At 57.2% G+C, this 16726-nt stretch carries 18 protein-coding genes; 8 read left to right on the plus strand and 10 right to left on the minus strand.

Annotated features, from left to right (window positions below; all coding sequences use genetic code 11):
• Nucleotides 1–27: 27 nt before the first annotated feature.
• From dinI to ABLX76_RS02085, 4 genes are all read left to right on the plus strand, one after another.
• Entirely contained in the window at nucleotides 28–279 is a 252-nt protein-coding gene (gene dinI, locus ABLX76_RS02070) for a DNA damage-inducible protein I (RefSeq protein ID WP_023289125.1), read from the plus strand.
• A 303-nt stretch (nucleotides 280–582) separates the two neighbouring features.
• Nucleotides 583–837 carry a biofilm formation regulator BssS gene (gene bssS / locus ABLX76_RS02075; RefSeq protein ID WP_023289124.1) on the plus strand — a complete coding sequence of 85 codons (255 nt, stop codon included), beginning with the start codon at nucleotides 583–585 and terminating at the stop codon, nucleotides 835–837.
• Between the two features lie 126 nt (nucleotides 838–963).
• Nucleotides 964–2082, plus strand: coding sequence for an N-methyl-L-tryptophan oxidase (solA, locus tag ABLX76_RS02080; protein WP_348873863.1), 1119 nt, complete (start codon nucleotides 964–966; stop codon nucleotides 2080–2082).
• A 72-nt stretch (nucleotides 2083–2154) separates the two neighbouring features.
• Nucleotides 2155–2268 (plus strand): DUF2770 family protein, encoded by a 114-nt coding sequence (locus ABLX76_RS02085; protein ID WP_004204539.1) that lies wholly within the window; start codon nucleotides 2155–2157, stop codon nucleotides 2266–2268.
• On the opposite strand, the gene ABLX76_RS02090 is transcribed toward ABLX76_RS02085, so the two are convergent.
• Nucleotides 2254–3318 carry a rhodanese-related sulfurtransferase gene (locus ABLX76_RS02090; RefSeq protein ID WP_023289122.1) on the minus strand — a complete coding sequence of 355 codons (1065 nt, stop codon included), beginning with the start codon at nucleotides 3316–3318 and terminating at the stop codon, nucleotides 2254–2256. The two genes, ABLX76_RS02085 and ABLX76_RS02090, sit on opposite strands and share 15 nt — an antisense overlap.
• Before the next feature lie 204 nt (nucleotides 3319–3522).
• On the opposite strand from ABLX76_RS02090, the gene ABLX76_RS02095 reads away from it, so the two are divergent.
• The 3 genes from ABLX76_RS02095 (at nucleotide 3523) to ABLX76_RS02105 (ending at nucleotide 6331) form a co-directional block, all read left to right on the plus strand.
• Nucleotides 3523–4443: a Kdo(2)-lipid IV(A) acyltransferase gene (locus ABLX76_RS02095; protein ID WP_348873865.1), complete on the plus strand. Its 921-nt coding sequence runs from the start codon at nucleotides 3523–3525 to the stop codon at nucleotides 4441–4443.
• A 171-nt stretch (nucleotides 4444–4614) separates the two neighbouring features.
• Nucleotides 4615–5853, plus strand: coding sequence for a multidrug efflux MFS transporter MdtG (gene mdtG, locus ABLX76_RS02100; RefSeq protein WP_277475821.1), 1239 nt, complete (start codon nucleotides 4615–4617; stop codon nucleotides 5851–5853).
• 91 nt (nucleotides 5854–5944) lie between these two features.
• Nucleotides 5945–6331 carry a MysB family protein gene (locus ABLX76_RS02105; protein WP_002898981.1) on the plus strand — a complete coding sequence of 129 codons (387 nt, stop codon included), beginning with the start codon at nucleotides 5945–5947 and terminating at the stop codon, nucleotides 6329–6331.
• Here the strand turns inward: ABLX76_RS02105 and ABLX76_RS02110 are convergent, their stop codons facing one another.
• The 3 genes from ABLX76_RS02110 to mdoG form a co-directional block, all read right to left on the minus strand.
• Complete coding sequence (locus tag ABLX76_RS02110) at nucleotides 6332–6559, minus strand: YceK/YidQ family lipoprotein (RefSeq protein WP_004204534.1); 228 nt, start codon at nucleotides 6557–6559, stop codon at nucleotides 6332–6334.
• Between the two features lie 66 nt (nucleotides 6560–6625).
• Entirely contained in the window at nucleotides 6626–9154 is a 2529-nt protein-coding gene (gene mdoH / locus ABLX76_RS02115; RefSeq protein ID WP_032452426.1) for a glucans biosynthesis glucosyltransferase MdoH, read from the minus strand.
• The gene (gene mdoG, locus ABLX76_RS02120; protein ID WP_004140751.1) at nucleotides 9147–10700 is read right to left on the minus strand and encodes a glucans biosynthesis protein MdoG; all 1554 of its coding nucleotides are present in this window, start codon (nucleotides 10698–10700) and stop codon (nucleotides 9147–9149) included. The genes mdoH and mdoG overlap by 8 nt, the downstream gene beginning before the upstream one ends.
• Before the next feature lie 251 nt (nucleotides 10701–10951).
• Here mdoG and mdoC point away from each other — a divergent pair, with 251 nt between their 5' ends.
• Nucleotides 10952–12112 (plus strand): glucans biosynthesis protein MdoC, encoded by a 1161-nt coding sequence (gene mdoC, locus ABLX76_RS02125; RefSeq protein WP_023289117.1) that lies wholly within the window; start codon nucleotides 10952–10954, stop codon nucleotides 12110–12112.
• 34 nt (nucleotides 12113–12146) lie between these two features.
• Here mdoC and ABLX76_RS02130 read toward each other — a convergent pair whose 3' ends face one another.
• From ABLX76_RS02130 to ghrA, 6 genes are all read right to left on the minus strand, one after another.
• Nucleotides 12147–12740 (minus strand): TetR/AcrR family transcriptional regulator, encoded by a 594-nt coding sequence (locus ABLX76_RS02130; RefSeq protein ID WP_060592419.1) that lies wholly within the window; start codon nucleotides 12738–12740, stop codon nucleotides 12147–12149.
• Nucleotides 12741–12805: 65 nt separating this feature from the next.
• A complete protein-coding gene (gene ymdB, locus ABLX76_RS02135; protein ID WP_023289115.1) occupies nucleotides 12806–13333 on the minus strand; it encodes an O-acetyl-ADP-ribose deacetylase in 528 nt (175 codons plus the stop codon).
• A 152-nt stretch (nucleotides 13334–13485) separates the two neighbouring features.
• Nucleotides 13486–13968, minus strand: coding sequence for a DUF1097 domain-containing protein (locus ABLX76_RS02140; RefSeq protein WP_044522057.1), 483 nt, complete (start codon nucleotides 13966–13968; stop codon nucleotides 13486–13488).
• 103 nt (nucleotides 13969–14071) lie between these two features.
• Nucleotides 14072–14626: a molecular chaperone gene (locus ABLX76_RS02145; RefSeq protein ID WP_023289113.1), complete on the minus strand. Its 555-nt coding sequence runs from the start codon at nucleotides 14624–14626 to the stop codon at nucleotides 14072–14074.
• 22 nt (nucleotides 14627–14648) lie between these two features.
• Nucleotides 14649–15386 (minus strand): phosphatase, encoded by a 738-nt coding sequence (locus tag ABLX76_RS02150; protein ID WP_004204525.1) that lies wholly within the window; start codon nucleotides 15384–15386, stop codon nucleotides 14649–14651.
• Between the two features lie 88 nt (nucleotides 15387–15474).
• Complete coding sequence (gene ghrA, locus ABLX76_RS02155; RefSeq protein WP_348873868.1) at nucleotides 15475–16413, minus strand: glyoxylate/hydroxypyruvate reductase GhrA; 939 nt, start codon at nucleotides 16411–16413, stop codon at nucleotides 15475–15477.
• Nucleotides 16414–16726: the final 313 nt, after the last annotated feature.

The following is a 16726-nucleotide window of genomic DNA, read 5'->3' on the forward strand; positions in this document are numbered from 1 at the left end:
AACCAGTATCAAACACAGGGGGCAATTATGCGCATTGAAGTCTCTATCGCCAAAACGACCGCCTTACCCAACGGCGCGCTGGAAGCGCTGAATAACGAACTCTCTCGCCGTATCGCCGAACAGTTCCCGGCCATCGACAGCCAGGTGAGCGTCCGCTACGCCACGGGCAATCAGCTCTCGGTGTTCGGCGGCCTGAAAGAAGACAAAGACCGGATAAGCGAAATCCTGCAAGAAACCTGGGAAAGCGCGGACGACTGGTTTGTCCACGATCTCTCCTGAAGCATGGCGGGATCCAGTTACTCTGGTTTGCTCCCTCATTGTGCTTTTCTTTGCCGGGTCGCCCCGGCTTTTTTATCCTCTTCTCATGTTCAGAATATTCCTGATTATTCTGCTTAATATCGACTAAAATGGCCGTTTTGCACGCTTATCTTGAGTAAAAAAGCGGCAAAACAAGAAAATCATGCTGCCTTTCATTTAATTTCTCGAGTTTATTCTTGATCCCTGATATAATTAACTTGCTTCAAAAAACATGCATTAAACCTCGAGAATTGTTGTCTTTTAACATATGAATAAGGGGTTATGATGGAAAAAAATAATGAAGTCATTCAGACCCATCCCCTCGTTGGATGGGACATCAGCACCGTTGATAGCTACGATGCACTGATGTTGCGCCTGCACTACCAGAACCCCGCTCAAGAAAACAGTCATGATGCTGAGATAGGCCAGACGCTATGGCTAACGACGGACGTCGCACGTCAGTTTATTTCAATCCTGGAAGCAGGCATTGCAAAAATTGAATCTGGCGAATACCAGGAAAACGAGTACCGCAGACATTAACGCGGCCCTCGGAATGACTTAACAATAAGCTTAACAGGCACCTGCGGGTGCCTGAATTATTTTCGGGCTTGTATAAGCACAGGGAGTTAATTACCCTGCTAACAAGGCAATTACCCGGAACTCACCATGCAATACGATCTTATCATTATCGGCAGCGGCTCCGTCGGCGCCGCCGCTGGCTATTATGCGCGTCGTGCCGGACTCAATGTTCTGATGACCGATGCCCATCAGCCTCCTCACCAGGAAGGCAGCCATCACGGCAGCAGCCGTCTTATCCGTCACGCCTATGGTGAAGGTGAAAAATATGTTCCGCTGGTGCTGCGCGCCCAGCAGCTGTGGGATGAACTGGCCGAGATCAGTGGCGAAGCCGTGTTTGAACGCACCGGCGTCATAAACCTCGGCCCCGCCAGCTCCCCTTTCCTCGCCAACGTTGCCGCCAGCGCCCGTGCGTTCCAGCTTGAGGTGGAAGAGCTGGATGCCCAGGCCGTGATGCAGCGCTGGCCGGAGATACGCCTCCCCGATGACTATCGGGCGATTTTTGAACCCGCTTCCGGCGTACTGCGCAGCGAACTGGCCGTGGAAACCTGGATCCGTCTGGCGCGGGAAGCGGGCTGCGCGCAGCTATTCAACTGCCCGGTCTCGGCTATTCATCACCATGCAGATGGGGTCACCATCGATACTATCGACGGTGAATATCACGGTAAAAAGCTGCTGGTCAGCGCCGGGACCTGGGTCACCCGCCTGCTTCCGGACCTCCCCATCCAGCCGGTACGCAAGGTGTTCGCCTGGTACCAGGCCGATGGCCGTTACAGCAGCAAGAATCACTTCCCGGCCTTCACCGGCGAGTTGCCCAACGGCGATCAATACTACGGTTTCCCGGCGGAAGATAACGAGCTGAAGATTGGCAAGCATAACGGCGGTCAGCCGATCTCCATGCCGCAGCAGCGAGTGGCGTTTGGCGCTGTCGCCAGCGATGGCTCCGAATCGTTTCCGTTTTTGCGTAACGTCCTGCCCGGGATCGGCGGCTGCCTGCACGGCGCCTCCTGTACCTACGATAATACCGTTGATGAAGACTTTATTATCGATACGTTACCCGGCAGACCAGACACGCTGCTCATCACCGGTCTGAGCGGGCACGGCTTTAAGTTTGCCCCGGTGCTGGGGGAAATTGCCAGTCAGTTTGCTCAGGGCGAAGCTTCGAGCTTCAACCTGGCGCCCTTCTCGCTGGCGCGCTTTAACGCGTAATGGAATGCGGCACTTTTGCCGTCGGGCAAAAAAAACGGCCTCTGTCGAGGCCGTTAGTGATTGAGAGCGGTTATGCGTCGCCTGTTTAATTTGCTGGTCAATAACGTCCGCGAGCACTTTATGATCTACCTTGCGCTCTGGCTGCTGCTGGCGATCATCGATCTTGTCTGGTTATGGTTTTTCTGACGGCTCAGGATCGAGGATCCCGAGTTTGGTGTTCAGCCGGCCACGGGATTTATTAAAGATTTTATTGCCGTTTTCACGCCCGGCGCGCAGCTGACGCTGCTCCTCTTCCGGCAGCTTATGCTCTTCCATGCAGGCTTCGCTACAGCAGCCGGCAAACTTCTCGGCACAGCTCGGGCACTGGATAAACAACAGATGGCAGCCATCATTCAGGCAGTTGGTATGGGTGTCGCACGGCGCGCCGCACTGATGACAGTGCGCGATAACGTCATTGGAGATCCGCTCGCCCATCCGTTCATCAAAGACAAAATTTTTGCCAATGAAACGCACCGGCAGCCCCTGCTCACGGGCGCGGCGGGCGTACTCGATGATGCCACCCTCGATGTGCCAGACCTTATTGAAGCCGTTATGCTTCATCCAGGCGCTGGCTTTTTCACAGCGAATACCACCGGTGCAATACATGACAATTTTCTTGTCTTTATGGTCCTGCATCATTTCAACGGCTTTCGGCAACTGGTCGCGGAAGGTATCCGCTGGGATCTCCAGCGCGTTTTCGAAATGGCCCACCTCATATTCATAGTGGTTGCGCATATCGATAAACACGGCATCCGGATCGTCAAGCATCGCGTTGACCTCCGCCGCCTTGAGATAGTCTCCGACGTTGGAGGCGTCGAAAGAGGGATCGTCGATGCCGTCGGCAACGATGCGGTCGCGCACTTTCAGACGTAGCACCCAGAACGATTTACCGTCGTCCTCGAGAGCGATATTGAAACGCAGCCCCGCCAGCGCCGGATCGAAACCATTGAGAAACTCACGCAGAGCTTCAACGTTGCTTTCCGGCACGCTGATTTGCGCGTTGATCCCTTCCCGGGCCAGATAGATGCGGCCAAAGACTTTCAACTGGGTTAAGGCAACCCACAGCGCATCGCGGGTCGCTTGCGGATCGACAATGGTGAAATATTTATAGAATGAGATCGTCGTGCGCGGCTCGGTTTCAGCCAGCATTTGCGCCTTTAACGTCTCATTTGAAATGCGGTTGTGTAACACTGGCATGGTGTACCTGCTCGACATAGAAATGAGGAAATAAACGGCGGGCATGATATAGCAAAGCTTATTAATTTACATCCCTACATTTTACGCTACATTTTTCTCACCGGTCGCCCCCCACTTAACAAAACGATGTGGCTGTCGCCGCCTTTGGCTGGCCGGTAAAAAAATGCGATAATATAAGATGTTGCTCACTGATACGGGTATGAAATGACTCATTTGCCTAAATTTTCTCCGGCGCTGCTGCATCCGCGCTATTGGCTGCTGTGGCTGGGTATCGGCCTGCTGTGGCTGGTTGTCCAACTGCCCTACCCGCTGATCTACCGCCTCGGGAACGCCATCGGCCGGCTGGCCATGCGATTTATGAAGCGCCGGGCGAAGATCGCCTATCGCAACCTTGAGCTCTGCTTCCCCGAGAAAAGCGAGCAGGAACGTCACCGGATGGTGGTGATGAACTTTGAATCGGTGGGTATTGGGTTGATGGAGACCGGTATGGCCTGGTTCTGGCCGGTTCGCCGTATCGCCCGCTGGACCGACACCATCGGCTTTGAGCATATTCGCGATGTGCAGGCGCAGCAGCGCGGCATTCTGCTGATCGGCATTCATTTCCTGACACTGGAAATGGGCGCGCGGATGTTCGGTATGAACGAGCCGGGGATTGGCGTCTATCGTCCCAACGATAACCCGGTCATCGACTGGCTGCAGACCTGGGGCCGACTGCGCTCCAACAAGGACATGATCGACCGCAAGGATCTGAAAGGCATGATCCGCGCGCTGAAAAAAGGCGACGTGGTGTGGTACGCGCCAGATCATGATTACGGCCCGACCGCCAGCGTCTTCGCCCCACTGTTTGCCGTTGACCAGGCGGCGACCACCTCCGGCACCTGGATGCTGGCGAAAATGTCCAAAGCCTGCATCGTGCCCTTTGTTCCACGCCGTAAACCGGACGGCAAAGGTTATGAACTGATTATCCTGCCGCCAGAGTGCTCCCCGCCGCTGGACGACGCGGAAACCACCGCTGCGTGGATGAATAAGATCGTAGAGCAGTGCATTATGATGGCCCCGGAACAATATATGTGGCTCCATCGCCGCTTTAAAACCCGCCCCGAGGGGATGCCCTCCCGCTACTGAACCTCTTTCCCGGCCGCGCGCCTCCCGGCCGGGAATCCCCAGCGCTCAGGCTTTACGCTCTGCTTTAGCTTTAAAAGCTCTCCTCCATTGCGGCATTTATTTCCCAGGCGCATAATTAGCAGGCTCATATTTTCTCTTAATTTGACCTGCCGCGCAGGCCAGTGGAACCCTATGTCGTCTGCTGATACCCCCATTAACTGGAAACGAAACCTGACCGTCACCTGGCTTGGCTGCTTTTTAACCGGCGCCGCCTTCAGCCTGGTCATGCCTTTTCTGCCGCTCTACGTCGAACAACTCGGCGTCACCGGGCATAGCGCCCTCAACATGTGGTCCGGGCTGGTCTTTAGCATCACTTTTCTCTTCTCCGCCATCGCCTCGCCGTTCTGGGGCGGACTTGCTGACCGCAAGGGACGTAAAATCATGCTGCTGCGTTCAGCCCTCGGGATGGCCATCGTCATGATGTTGATGGGGCTGGCGCAGAATATCTGGCAGTTTCTGCTACTGCGCGCGCTGCTCGGCCTGCTGGGCGGCTTTATTCCCAATGCCAACGCCCTGATTGCCACCCAGATCCCGCGCCATAAAAGCGGCTGGGCGCTGGGCACGCTGTCAACCGGCGCGGTAAGCGGCGCCCTGCTCGGCCCGCTGGCGGGTGGCTTCCTGGCCGACCACTGGGGCCTGCGTACTGTCTTCTTTATGACCGCGGCGGTGCTGTTTATCTGCTTCCTGTTTACCCTGTTTTTAATCCGTGAAAATTTTGTCCCGATCGCCAAAAAAGAGATGCTCAGCGCGAAGGCGGTGTTCTCCTCGCTGCAGAATCCGAAACTGGTGCTCAGCCTGTTTGTCACCTCGCTGATCATCCAGGTCGCCACCGGCTCCATTGCGCCGATCCTGACGCTTTACGTGCGCGATCTGGCGGGTAACGTCAGCAATATCGCCTTTATCAGCGGGATGATCGCCTCGGTGCCGGGCATTGCCGCCCTGATGAGCGCCCCTCGTCTGGGCAAACTGGGGGATCGTATCGGACCGGAAAAAATCCTCATCGTGGCGCTGATTATCTCGGTGCTGTTGCTGATCCCGATGTCGTTCGTCCAGACCCCGCTGCAGTTAGGTATCCTGCGATTCCTGCTCGGCGCCGCGGACGGCGCGCTGCTGCCGGCGGTGCAAACCCTGCTGGTGTATAACTCCACCAGCCAGATCTCCGGGCGGATCTTCAGCTATAACCAGTCATTTCGTGATATTGGCAACGTCACCGGCCCCCTGATCGGCGCCTCGGTTTCCGCCAACTACGGCTTTCGCGCCGTCTTCCTTGTTACCGCAGGAGTGGTGTTGTTTAACGCGATCTATTCGACCCTCAGCCTGCGCCGGCCAGCCGCGGACGCCTCGCAGCCCGACCGCCATTCACTAAATTAACGTCCAGAGGGGCTCAGCCCCTTGACGCCTTGCCTGGCGCCTTCTATAGATTGAATCGTGTTCAATTCATATTCTTCTCAGGAGATTCGCTATGCCAAAGGATTCGATGTTCTATGCTACGCTCGAAGAAGCTATTGATGCAGCACGTGAAGAATTTCTCGCCAACAACCCTGACAGCGATGAAGAGAGCGCTAACGTTGAGCAGCTCAATATTCAAAAGTATGTGCTGCAGGATGGCGATATCGCCTGGCAGGCCGAATTTTTTGCTGACGAAGAGGAACAAGGCGAATGCTTACCGATGCTCAGCGGCGAAGCCGCGCAGAGCGTCTTCGATGGGGATTATGATGAGATAGAGCTGCGTCAGGAGTGGCTGGAGGAAAATACGCTTCATGAGTGGGATGAAGGTGAATTCCAGCTCGAGCCCTCGCTGGACACCGAAGAGGGACAGACGGCGGCCGACGAGTGGGACGAGCGTTAATCAGTTATAGGGCCCGTGGCTGGCGTCCAGCGGCAGCAGCAGCGTATCGAAGACCAGCGAGAACGGCAGGTCCAGAATGGTGAGATAGCGCCATCCTGAATCGCGAACGTCCCACTGCACGCCCGGGTAATATTGATTGCCATGCCCCTGCCCGGGCACCGTCCGGCTAATAATGCTGCCGCAGCCGCTAAGCAGCAGCGCCATGGCAATGATAGGTAGTATTCGCATCCACAACCTCGTGTTTCAGATAAAAAAATACCGGCATCGCTGCCGGTATTTTCCTTAACGTACGGCTTATTTCGTTTTCAGCGCCAGCGGGTTAAGCGCCAGCTGCTGATAGGCGTTCACCCACGAGGAGTATTTCTCCGGCGCGGCCCATACGCGATAGTGCAGACGCGACATGGTTACCGGGTCGCTCAACAGCACCAGTCGACGATCGCGGTTCAGCTTATCCGGCGTTTCATTCAGCGCCTGCTCGACATGGCGCTCGCGGGCGATCTCCAGGATATGACCCTGACGGTGGCGCGCGGTGGCCATCGCGGTCGCGAGGGCATTAAACGACGGGTTAAACACCGCGTGCATAAAGCCATCGTCCAGCGAACGCTGACGGTTCAGCGTCAGGTACGCATCGGTATCTTTGAGCACCTGCGGCGGCGAATACTCTTCCGGGATCAGGAACAGCTTCCAGCGCTTGGTGCGCAGGCCCACGGTCGCCCGGCTGGAGATCGCCGACACGAACGGCGACAGGATCAGCGATACGACAATCGGCGCCAGCCAGAACAGGAAGCGCAGATCCAGCCATGCCATTCCGACCGCCCATACCAGCCCCAGCAGCAGCTGCGAGCCGTGACGCATAAAGGCTTCACCCCACGGCGTGGAGTCATCATCACGCTGCGGCGAATTCCACACCACTTCCCAGCCGAGGAAGGCGCTGACCACGAAGACGGTGTGGAACAGCATGCGCACCGGCGCCAGCAGGACCGAGAACAGGACCTCCAGCAGCAGGGAAAGCGTCACGCGGATAAATCCACCGTACTCCTTCGGCCCCTTACACCACACCAGGATGATACTCAACAGCTTCGGCAGGAACAGCAGCACCATGGTCGAGGCGAACAGCGCAATAGCCAGCTCAGGACGCCACTGCGGCCACACCGGGAACAGCTGACGCGGCTGCAGGAAGTACTGCGGCTCGGTCAGGGCATGCACCACCTGCAGCGCTGTCGACAGGGCAAGGAACATAAACCACAGCGGCGCCGACAGGTAGGACATCACGCCGGTAAGGAACACCGCCCGGTGCACCGGGTGCATCCCTCTCACGAGGAACAGGCGGAAGTTCATCAGGTTGCCCTGGCACCAGCGGCGGTCGCGTTTCAGCTCGTCCAGCAGGTTCGGCGGCAGCTCTTCATAGGAGCCCGGCAGATCGTAGGCAATCCACACGCCCCAGCCGGCGCGGCGCATCAGCGCGGCTTCAACGAAGTCGTGCGACAGAATCGACCCGGCAAAGTTGCCCTCGCCCGGCAGCGGCGCCAGCGCGCAGTGCTCAATGAACGGCTTCACGCGAATGATGGCGTTGTGTCCCCAGTAGTGGGACTCTCCCAGCTGCCAGAAGTGCAGACCCGCCGTAAACAACGGACCATACACCCGGGTGGCAAACTGCTGGCAACGCGCATACAGCGTGTCCATGCCCGAGGCGCGCGGGGATGACTGGATGATCCCGGCGTTCGGGTTCGCTTCCATCAGGCGCACCAGACTGCTCAGACACTCTCCGGTCATCACCGAGTCAGCATCCAGCACCACCATGTAGCTATACTGGCTGCCCCAGCGGCGGCAGAAATCATCGATGTTGCCGCTCTTACGCTTCACGCGACGACGACGACGACGGTAGAAGATCTGCCCTTCGCCCTGCACTTCGGCAATCAGCTCCATCCACGCCTTTTGCTCAGCGACACAGATATCGGGGTTATAGCTGTCGCTGAGGATATAGACGTCGAAATGAGCGGCGTTGCCGGTGGCTTTCACCGACTCCCAGGTCGCCCGCAGCCCGGCGAACACGCGGTCAACGTCTTCGTTACAGATCGGCATAATAAGCGCCGTACGGTGCGCCGGGTTCAACGGTTCGTCACCGACCGTCGAGGCGGAAATACTGTACTTATCGCGACCGATCAACAGCTGCAGGAATCCCATTAACGCGGTCCAGAAGCCGGCGGAAACCCAGCAGAACAGCACCGCGAAGAGGATCAGAATGCCGCTCTGCAACACGTACGGCAGCAGCTGCATGAACGAAACCCACAGGTTCTGCCCCACCATATCGGCCGGGTTGATCAGCGCCCAGCCCTGATAAGGCAGAATGGTTTTCATGTACCAGGTCGCCACCACGGTCTGCGACAGCGTCAGCAGCAGCAGGATGTAGCGACGAATGGTACCGACGGTACGCCATTTTTGCTCGCTCTCGCGCTCTTCTTGCGTCAGGCGGGAGAGATAGCGCGGCGTGACATCGCGTCCGCGCAGACGGTCCCAGAAGCGGCCAACCGGGTTGGTACGCCACGGGTCCGGGATCATCGAGGAGCGCTTGGCTTTCGGCATCGCATGCAGCTGGGTGCGGCCTTCATCATCCTTCACCAGCTGATCGCCAGACAGCGAATCCGGCCAGCTGTGCGCCAGCCGCGCCTTGACCGACCCCAGCGGGGAGTCGTCTTCGCGGGCGAAGGTCTGATGTTCGTCATCCAGGGCCTGATGAACGGCCTGCAGGCTGGTGTCCGGCAGCGCCGATTTCTCGGCGTCCGACAGCGGCAATGCGTCAATGTACTTCGTTATCTTATTCATTGGCAGGCAGCTGATAGCTCCAGGTTTCGCTCAACGTGTCATCGCCGTTAACCAGTGCGGCGCGCATTTCCGTCGTTTTCTTCGGATCTTTCACCTTCAAACGCAGGATCATTCGCCAGCCTTTGGTCACCGGATTGTAACGCACGGTATTTTCAACGATTTCAGCGTTGTCGCCGGTGCTCGCCTGGGCGGCGACCGGGGTATCCGCCGGCAGTTTTTTCATATCGGCGCCGGTGAAGTCGACAATGAAAGCAATGGTACCGTCCGGCTGGCGGATCAGGTTCGACTGCTTAACATCGCCGGTAGAGCGGCGGGTCTGCATAACGTACGCGTTATCCGGCGCATGCAGCTTGTCTTCATCGCGGCTGAAGGTGATGGTGTACTTGAAGTTCATCTCCTTGCCCGGCTCCGGCAGCTGATCCGGCGTCCAGTAAGTCACGATGTTATCGTTGGTTTCATCGTTGGTCGGGATTTCGACCAGTTCGATTTTCCCTTTGCCCCACTCCCCTTTCGGGGTGATCCAGGCGCTCGGGCGCAGGTCATAACGATCGTCAAGGTCCTCGAAGCGTGAGAACTGACGGCCGCGCTGCAGCAGGCCGAACCCTTGCGGGTTTTCCATCGCATAGCTGCTAACGGCCAGGTGTTTCGGGTTGTTCAGCGGACGCCAGATCCACTCGCCGTTGCCCGCCAGGATCGACAGACCATTGGAGTCGTGCAGCGCCGGACGATAGTTCAGCGCCGGAGAAGGCTGGTTGGAACCAAACAGGAACATACTGGTGAGCGGCGCCACGCCCAGTTTGCCCACTTTGTCACGCAGGTAAACTTTGGACTGGACATCCACCACGGTATCGCGTCCCGGCATGATCACAAAGCGATAAGCGCCGGTTGCCCGCGGCGAATCCAACAGCGCATAGATAGTCAGACGCTTGTCGGTAGCTTTAGGACGCTCGATCCAGAACTCACGAAAACGCGGGAACTCTTCGCCGGAAGGCAGCGCGGTATCGATAGCCAGACCGCGCGCGGACAGACCGTATACCTGACCCTGACCCAGCACGCGGAAGTAGCTGGCACCGAGCATGCTGACGATTTCATCGTTCTTATCTTTGCTGTTGATCGGATACAGTACTTTGAAGCCGGCGAAACCAAGGTCTTTCACCGTGTCTTTATCGTGCTGAACGTTACCAAAGTTAAAATAGTCCGGGCTATATTTAATTTTGCGCACGCTGGTGGCCGTCACTTCATTGATGGTGACCGGCGTGTCGAAGTACATACCCTGATGGTAAAATTCAAGCTTGAATGGGGTTTTCTGGTTATTCCAGTAAGCTTTATCGTGATTAAACTGAATTTGCTGGTAGTCCGCGTATTTCATGTCGCGGAAAGCGGAGGGCAGGTTACTCTTTGGCGCTTCATAGCCTTTCCCGGCTAACGTTTTGGCCTCTTTTGCAACGTCATCAATGCTAAATGCCCATGCAGATGAAGTACACAGGGACAACATTACGGCTGCGCTTAACCAACGCATTTTCATCATCTGTGGTTTATGTTTCATATAAGTAAGCACTTCCCCCTTTGTGTGCTTAAATCGATCCGATCTATTTTAATGGAAACTCAGGCAATCCGACAACATAATCCCTGCTTTGTTCAGCGTAGCGGCGCAGGGAATAAACAGTTCGCAGTCCCGTTTGCACTTTGCGTGCTTATCCTGGAGACAGGTACCCCGAGTTCATGTAGGGTTGCTGATAATGTAAGCGTTATCATCTTGAGTGATAAGACGAATTATCTGAGATTGTCGTGAATCGTATGAATAATACTCCGGTACAGCGTGAATATTTTTTCGACAGCATCCGCGCCTGGCTGATGCTGCTGGGGATCCCTTTTCACATTTCGCTGATTTATTCCAGCCATAGCTGGCATGTCAACAGCGCAGAGCCCTCGTGGTGGCTGACGCTGTTTAATGATTTCATTCATGCCTTCCGCATGCAGGTCTTCTTCGTGATCTCCGGCTATTTCTCCTACATGCTGTTCCTGCGCTACCCGCTGAAAAAGTGGTGGAAAGTGCGCGTCGAACGGGTCGGTATTCCGATGCTGACCGCCATCCCGCTGCTGACGCTGCCGCAGTTTATTATGCTGCAGTACGTCAACGGCAAGGCGGAAAACTGGCACACCCTTTCGGGGTACGACAAATTCAACACCCTGGCGTGGGAGCTCATTTCCCACCTCTGGTTTTTGCTGGTCCTGGTGGTGCTGACCTCGCTTGGGGTGGTGCTGTTTAAATGGCTGACGCGCCGCCCGGCTCCTGGCGCTCACGCATTCGGTGACACTGTCACTATGGGCCAGCTGACGATGATTTTCCTCGCGCTGGGGGTGCTTTACGCGCTGATCCGTCGGTCATTGTTCGTGATCTACCCTCCCCTGCTGAGCAATGGTCTGTTTAACTTTGTGGTCATGCAGACGCTGTTCTATCTGCCCTTCTTTGTGCTGGGGGCGCAGACCTTTATTAACCCGCGCTTAAAGGCGATGTTCACCACCCCGTCGCCATGGTGTTGCGTGGCGTCACTGCTGGGATTCATCGCTTACCGCCTGAACCAGCAGTATGGATCTGGCGACGGTTGGATGTATGAAACGGAATCGGTGATCACCATGGTGCTGGGGCTGTGGATGGTAAATGTGATCTTCTCGCTCGGCCATCGCCTGCTGAATTTTCAGTCGGCGCGGGTGACCTACTTCGTCAATGCTTCGCTGTTTATTTACCTGGTGCACCATCCGCTGACGCTGCTGTACGGGGCGTGGATCACCCCGGCCATTAAGTCGAATACCTTAGGCTTTATTGGCGGGTTGGTTTTTGTGGTGGGGATTGCCCTGATCCTGTATGAAATTCATCTGCGTATTCCGCTGCTGCGTTTCCTGTTCTCCGGTAAACCCATGAGCAAACCGGCAAAAACCCCGGCCTCGGCCAGCTAACCTTTAGCCTTTGCGGCACGCCAGGCGTGCCGCGCTACGCTTGCTCATCAAACAGCCGGTCGAAGATCATATTATACAGGGCTTCTAAATCCGCTTTATCGACCGGAGTGGAGGCGCTCAGCTCACAACGGTAGGCTGCCCCCTCCGTCAGAACGGCGATGAGCTCTGAAGCAGCATTGCGTCGCGCATCGCCGAGACCGGGATGATAGCGCTGCGACAAACGGCCGCCCTCCTCTTTCAACCTCCGATCGGCCTGCACCAGGATCTCGCGCAAGCGTGGGTTACGCGAGGCTTCGGCGTTAATTTCCATCAACAGATAATTGTCGCTTTTGGTGGCTGCCGAAGTCGGGATCCTGCCGGCCAGCACCGCCGCTTTGCGCGCCAGATTGTGGTTCTCATCGATCATCTCCCCGACCCTGGCGTTGACGATTTCGCTGACAATCGCTTCGATGATCGCTTCCTTGCTGGCAAAAATGCGATACAGCTGACCGACGCTCAGGCCCGCCTCGCGGGCGATATCAGCGACAGAGGCGCCATGCAATCCCTTTGCCGCAAAACATCTTTGCGCAGCGGCAACGATCTCCGCGCGGCGCGCCTGCTGCTTCTGCTGTACTTTTCCTTCCGACACCTGCTCCCTCCTGCAATCCATCATTCCTGTCAATACCGGCGGTTATCATAGCCTATTCTGCGGAATCAGGGGTATGCCGCCAGCAGGCGACGATAGATAGCCGCCGTTTCCTCGTCGAAACAGACGAACAGGACCCGTTCAAGCGGGTTATAGCGGGTGAGAAACGCGGTCACAGTGCGCACGGCGATCGCCGCCGCTTCCTCTTTCGGATAGCCATACACGCCGGTGCTGATCGCCGGAAACGCAATGGAGCGATAATTGTTTGCCGCCGCCAGCTGCAGGCTGTTTTTGTAGGCATCGGCCAGGGTTTGCGCCTCCATGCGGTCGCCGCCGTGCCAGACCGGGCCCACGGTGTGGATCACCGCGCTGGCGGGAAGATCGCCCGCCATCGTGATCACCGCATGACCAGGGGGACATTCGCCCTGCTGCTGCAACACTTGCTTGCAGGCCGCCAGCAGCGCGGGACCGGCCGCCCGGTGGATCGCGCCATCCACCCCGCCGCCGCCCAGCAGCGAGGGGTTTGCCGCATTCACAATCACATCGACATCAAGCGTCGTAATATCGCCGAGAATTACTTCAGGTTGAACAGCCATTTCTCCTCCTGTCGGCATAGCGCGTAGATACGGCTTTCTGCCGATACTAGGGCATACCCGCCCCCGGGAGCAAGATTATCCCGCCGCGCCGGCGACAAGAAGGTAAAAAAAACAGGACCCTGAGGGTCCTGTTGCTATTATCGTCCCGCCGCTCAGGCGTTGTCATTGGCGAACGATTTATGCTTATCCGCACGGGCCGCCAGCCACAGGCCACTATTTTTCATGGCATAGCCAAAGACCAGGCCCAGCGCCAGAGAAGGGATAACCAGACGCCAGTCGCCGTCTGCCGCGAAGGTCGCGCAGGCGCCGATAAAGGTGCCGGGGACAAACGACAGCAGCGTCTGTCGCGCCTGGATGCACATCAGAAAGGCCACGACGCCGGTCATCATATAGCTGAGGATCTGCAGCTGCGGGGCCAGCGCGCTACCGTGGATAATCACCAACGCCCAGACCACGCCGCTCATGACCGTACAGGAGGAGATGGCCAGACCTTTCAGACCGCCCTGCGGGCAGGCGAAATAAGCGGTACAGCCGAGGAAACCGGCCCAGCTCAGCAGGCCGAGGGCGACCGCCACCCATCCCCAAATCCCGGAGAGAATGCCCGTCGTTAATGCGATTGCGAAGAGTATGTTCATGGCGCGTATCCTAGCAGATACGCGCCGGAAGAATGCGATCTAAAACACACTATATGAATGAACCTAATTTCAGTTACATTAAAATAGTGACTTAAATCACTTTTTATTGCTCATCTTCTTCCTGAAGCTCGTCCCACATCGCGGCGATGGCGTCGCGGGTCAACGGCGCCATCGTGCGCCAGAACGCTGTGTGCGCATGCGCTTCGACTTTCCCCAGCATTGTCCCGCACCACGGCAGGATATAGTCGGCAAACAGGCGCTCCAGCGTCTCGCTCTGCTCTTCTGTGGCATGATCCTCCAGCCAGGAGGCGGCCAGCAGCAGCGATCCGAGATGATCCGCCGGACCTTCTCCCGTCGGGATGCCATGCTCGCTCAGAAAAGCCCGGACCTCCGCTTCCGAGGAACCCTCCACCCACGCGCTACGGTACGGCGGGACGCTGCAGGCTTCACCGACGAACAGCGCATTATAGTCCGTCGCCAGGGACTGCATTTCACAGCTTTTCTGCAGACGCGCCAGCAGCTCGTCCTGTTCCAGCGGCCAGCTGGCGGCCAGTTTGCCCTCGCGGATCAGGGTAAACAGCGGCACCAGCAGCGGGTCCTGCGGTTGACGGTAATACAGCGAACCCAGCACGCGGCAGAGGATTGAAAACTCGTTCATTCAGTTATTCCAGTTATACAAATTAAAGGTCAGCAAATTCCGGGATCGCCGGCATACCACGCGACTCGAGGAAGTCGAGCAGGCGACGCGGAGAAACGTTGAGGATCCTCTCCTCCGGAAAATCGACAGCATCGAGGATCTTGCGGCATTCGGTAAACTCTCCGAGGGTAAACGCAGTGTGAGAGTCCGAGCCCAGCGCCACCCACCCTCCGGCGTCGCGCACCGCGGCGGCGATGGCCCGGCAGTTATCTTCACTGCCCACGCGCGATGAAACGAAAGAGGAGTTATTGATCTCCAGCGCCACCTGGTAACGGGCCGCCGCTTCGGCAATGGCCGGGATATCCACCGGGAATTTCGGATTACCCGGATGGCTAATCATATGCACTTTACCGCTGGCCATCGCGGCAATCATCGCCTGCGTATGGGTGGCGCTATCCTGCGGCGGAAACACCGGCTCGTGGAATCCGGCGATGATCAGATCGAGCGACGTCAACATCGGCCCGGAACAGTCGATCTCGCCTTCGATATTTTTAATATTCGATTCAATACCGCGCAGGATCCCCACACCGTCCACCAGACGGGGCCAGATGCGCATATTAACGAAATGCCAGTAGTGCGGAGCATCCGCCATGTCCGGGCCGTGATCGGTAATGGCGAAGAGTTTGATCCCTTTACGCTTTGCTTCCGCAATATAATCGTGCAGGGTGCTGTAGGCGTGGGTGCTGGCGACGGTATGCATGTGCAGGTCAACGGGATACATCACATTCTCCTCTTCTGTTTGCCGCAAGAATAGCAGGAATCCGGGCGCTTGATTAGCAAAAACCCCGCCGCAGCGGGGTTTGCTTACCTTAATAACCGCGCTGACGATCGACCTGACCGCTAACCGGTTCCCCTCGCTCCAGCCGGCTAATGGTCCCGGCGATGTAGGCAATGGCCTCCATCGGGCGGGTGACTGCCGCCACGTGGGGAGTCATGGCCACCCGCGGGTGCGCCCAAAGCGGGCTCTCCTGGGGCAACGGTTCGCGACTGAAGACATCGAGCATTGCCCCTTTGAGCTTACCGCTGTTCAGCGCCGCCAGCAGATCTTCTTCAACGACATGCACGCCGCGGGCAAGGTTAAGGACATAGCTCTCATCCGGCAGCTGCGCCAGCAGCGTCTGGTTAATAATGCCGACGGTTTCAGCGGTGTTCGGCAGCAGGTTGATCAGTACGCGGGTCCCCTGCAGGAATGTGCCCAGCTCGGCCTGGCCGGCAAAGCTCTGCACCTGCGGCCAGGCTTTGCGGCTACGGCTCCAGACGCGAAGCGGAAATCCCCAGGAGTGCAGGCTTTCCGCCACCTTCGCCCCCAGCACGCCGGCGCCCATAATCCCGACGGTGAAATCGTCGACACGATACTCAGGCAACGGCTGCCAGCGGGACGCCAGCTTCTGCGCCTGATAGTCATCGAACCGGCGGAACCAGTGCAGAACCTGGCTCACCGCATACTCCTGCATCTGCCGTCCCATGCCGGTATCTTCAAGGCGAAACAGCGGGATCGACAGGGGCAACATATCCGGATGATCGCGCAGCTTACTGAGGATCGAATCCACCCCCGCCCCAAGGGCGAACACGGCCTTCAGCGCCCTGCCCTGCAGCATCTCTACCGGTGGATGCCAGACCAGGGCATAGTCCGCCGGCTGGTTATCGCCCGCTTTCCATTCGCGCACTCGCGCGCCGGGTAACTGCTTTTCCAGCTCTCGGATCCAGTATTGGGTATCAAAGGTCGGATGGTAAAAAATAATCTCCATAGGGGCTCCTGATAGCAAACGCCCGGGGCAGGTTAATGCTGGCGTCTTATTTTACTCATTGTTTTCTATTGGTTTGCCAGCATAGCAAATTTCCCCTTGTCGCAAAGTGAAAAGGGAGTGGCGACAAAAAAAACGGATTTCGCACGTTTAAGGAGCAAGTTGTTCGAAGTTTGTCTAAACGCGCTGATTTTGCAAAAAGTTGATTGACGGGCGATACGTATTTCCCTACATTAGCGCCCGTTCCCGACAACAACGGGAAAGACAATATGGTGAGGTGTCCGAGTGGCTGAAGGAGCACGCCTGGAAAGTGTGT

Origin of the sequence: Klebsiella sp. JB_Kp004 (genome assembly GCF_040065795.1) — a bacterium.
Taxonomy (GTDB): Bacteria; Pseudomonadota; Gammaproteobacteria; order Enterobacterales; family Enterobacteriaceae; genus Klebsiella; species Klebsiella quasipneumoniae.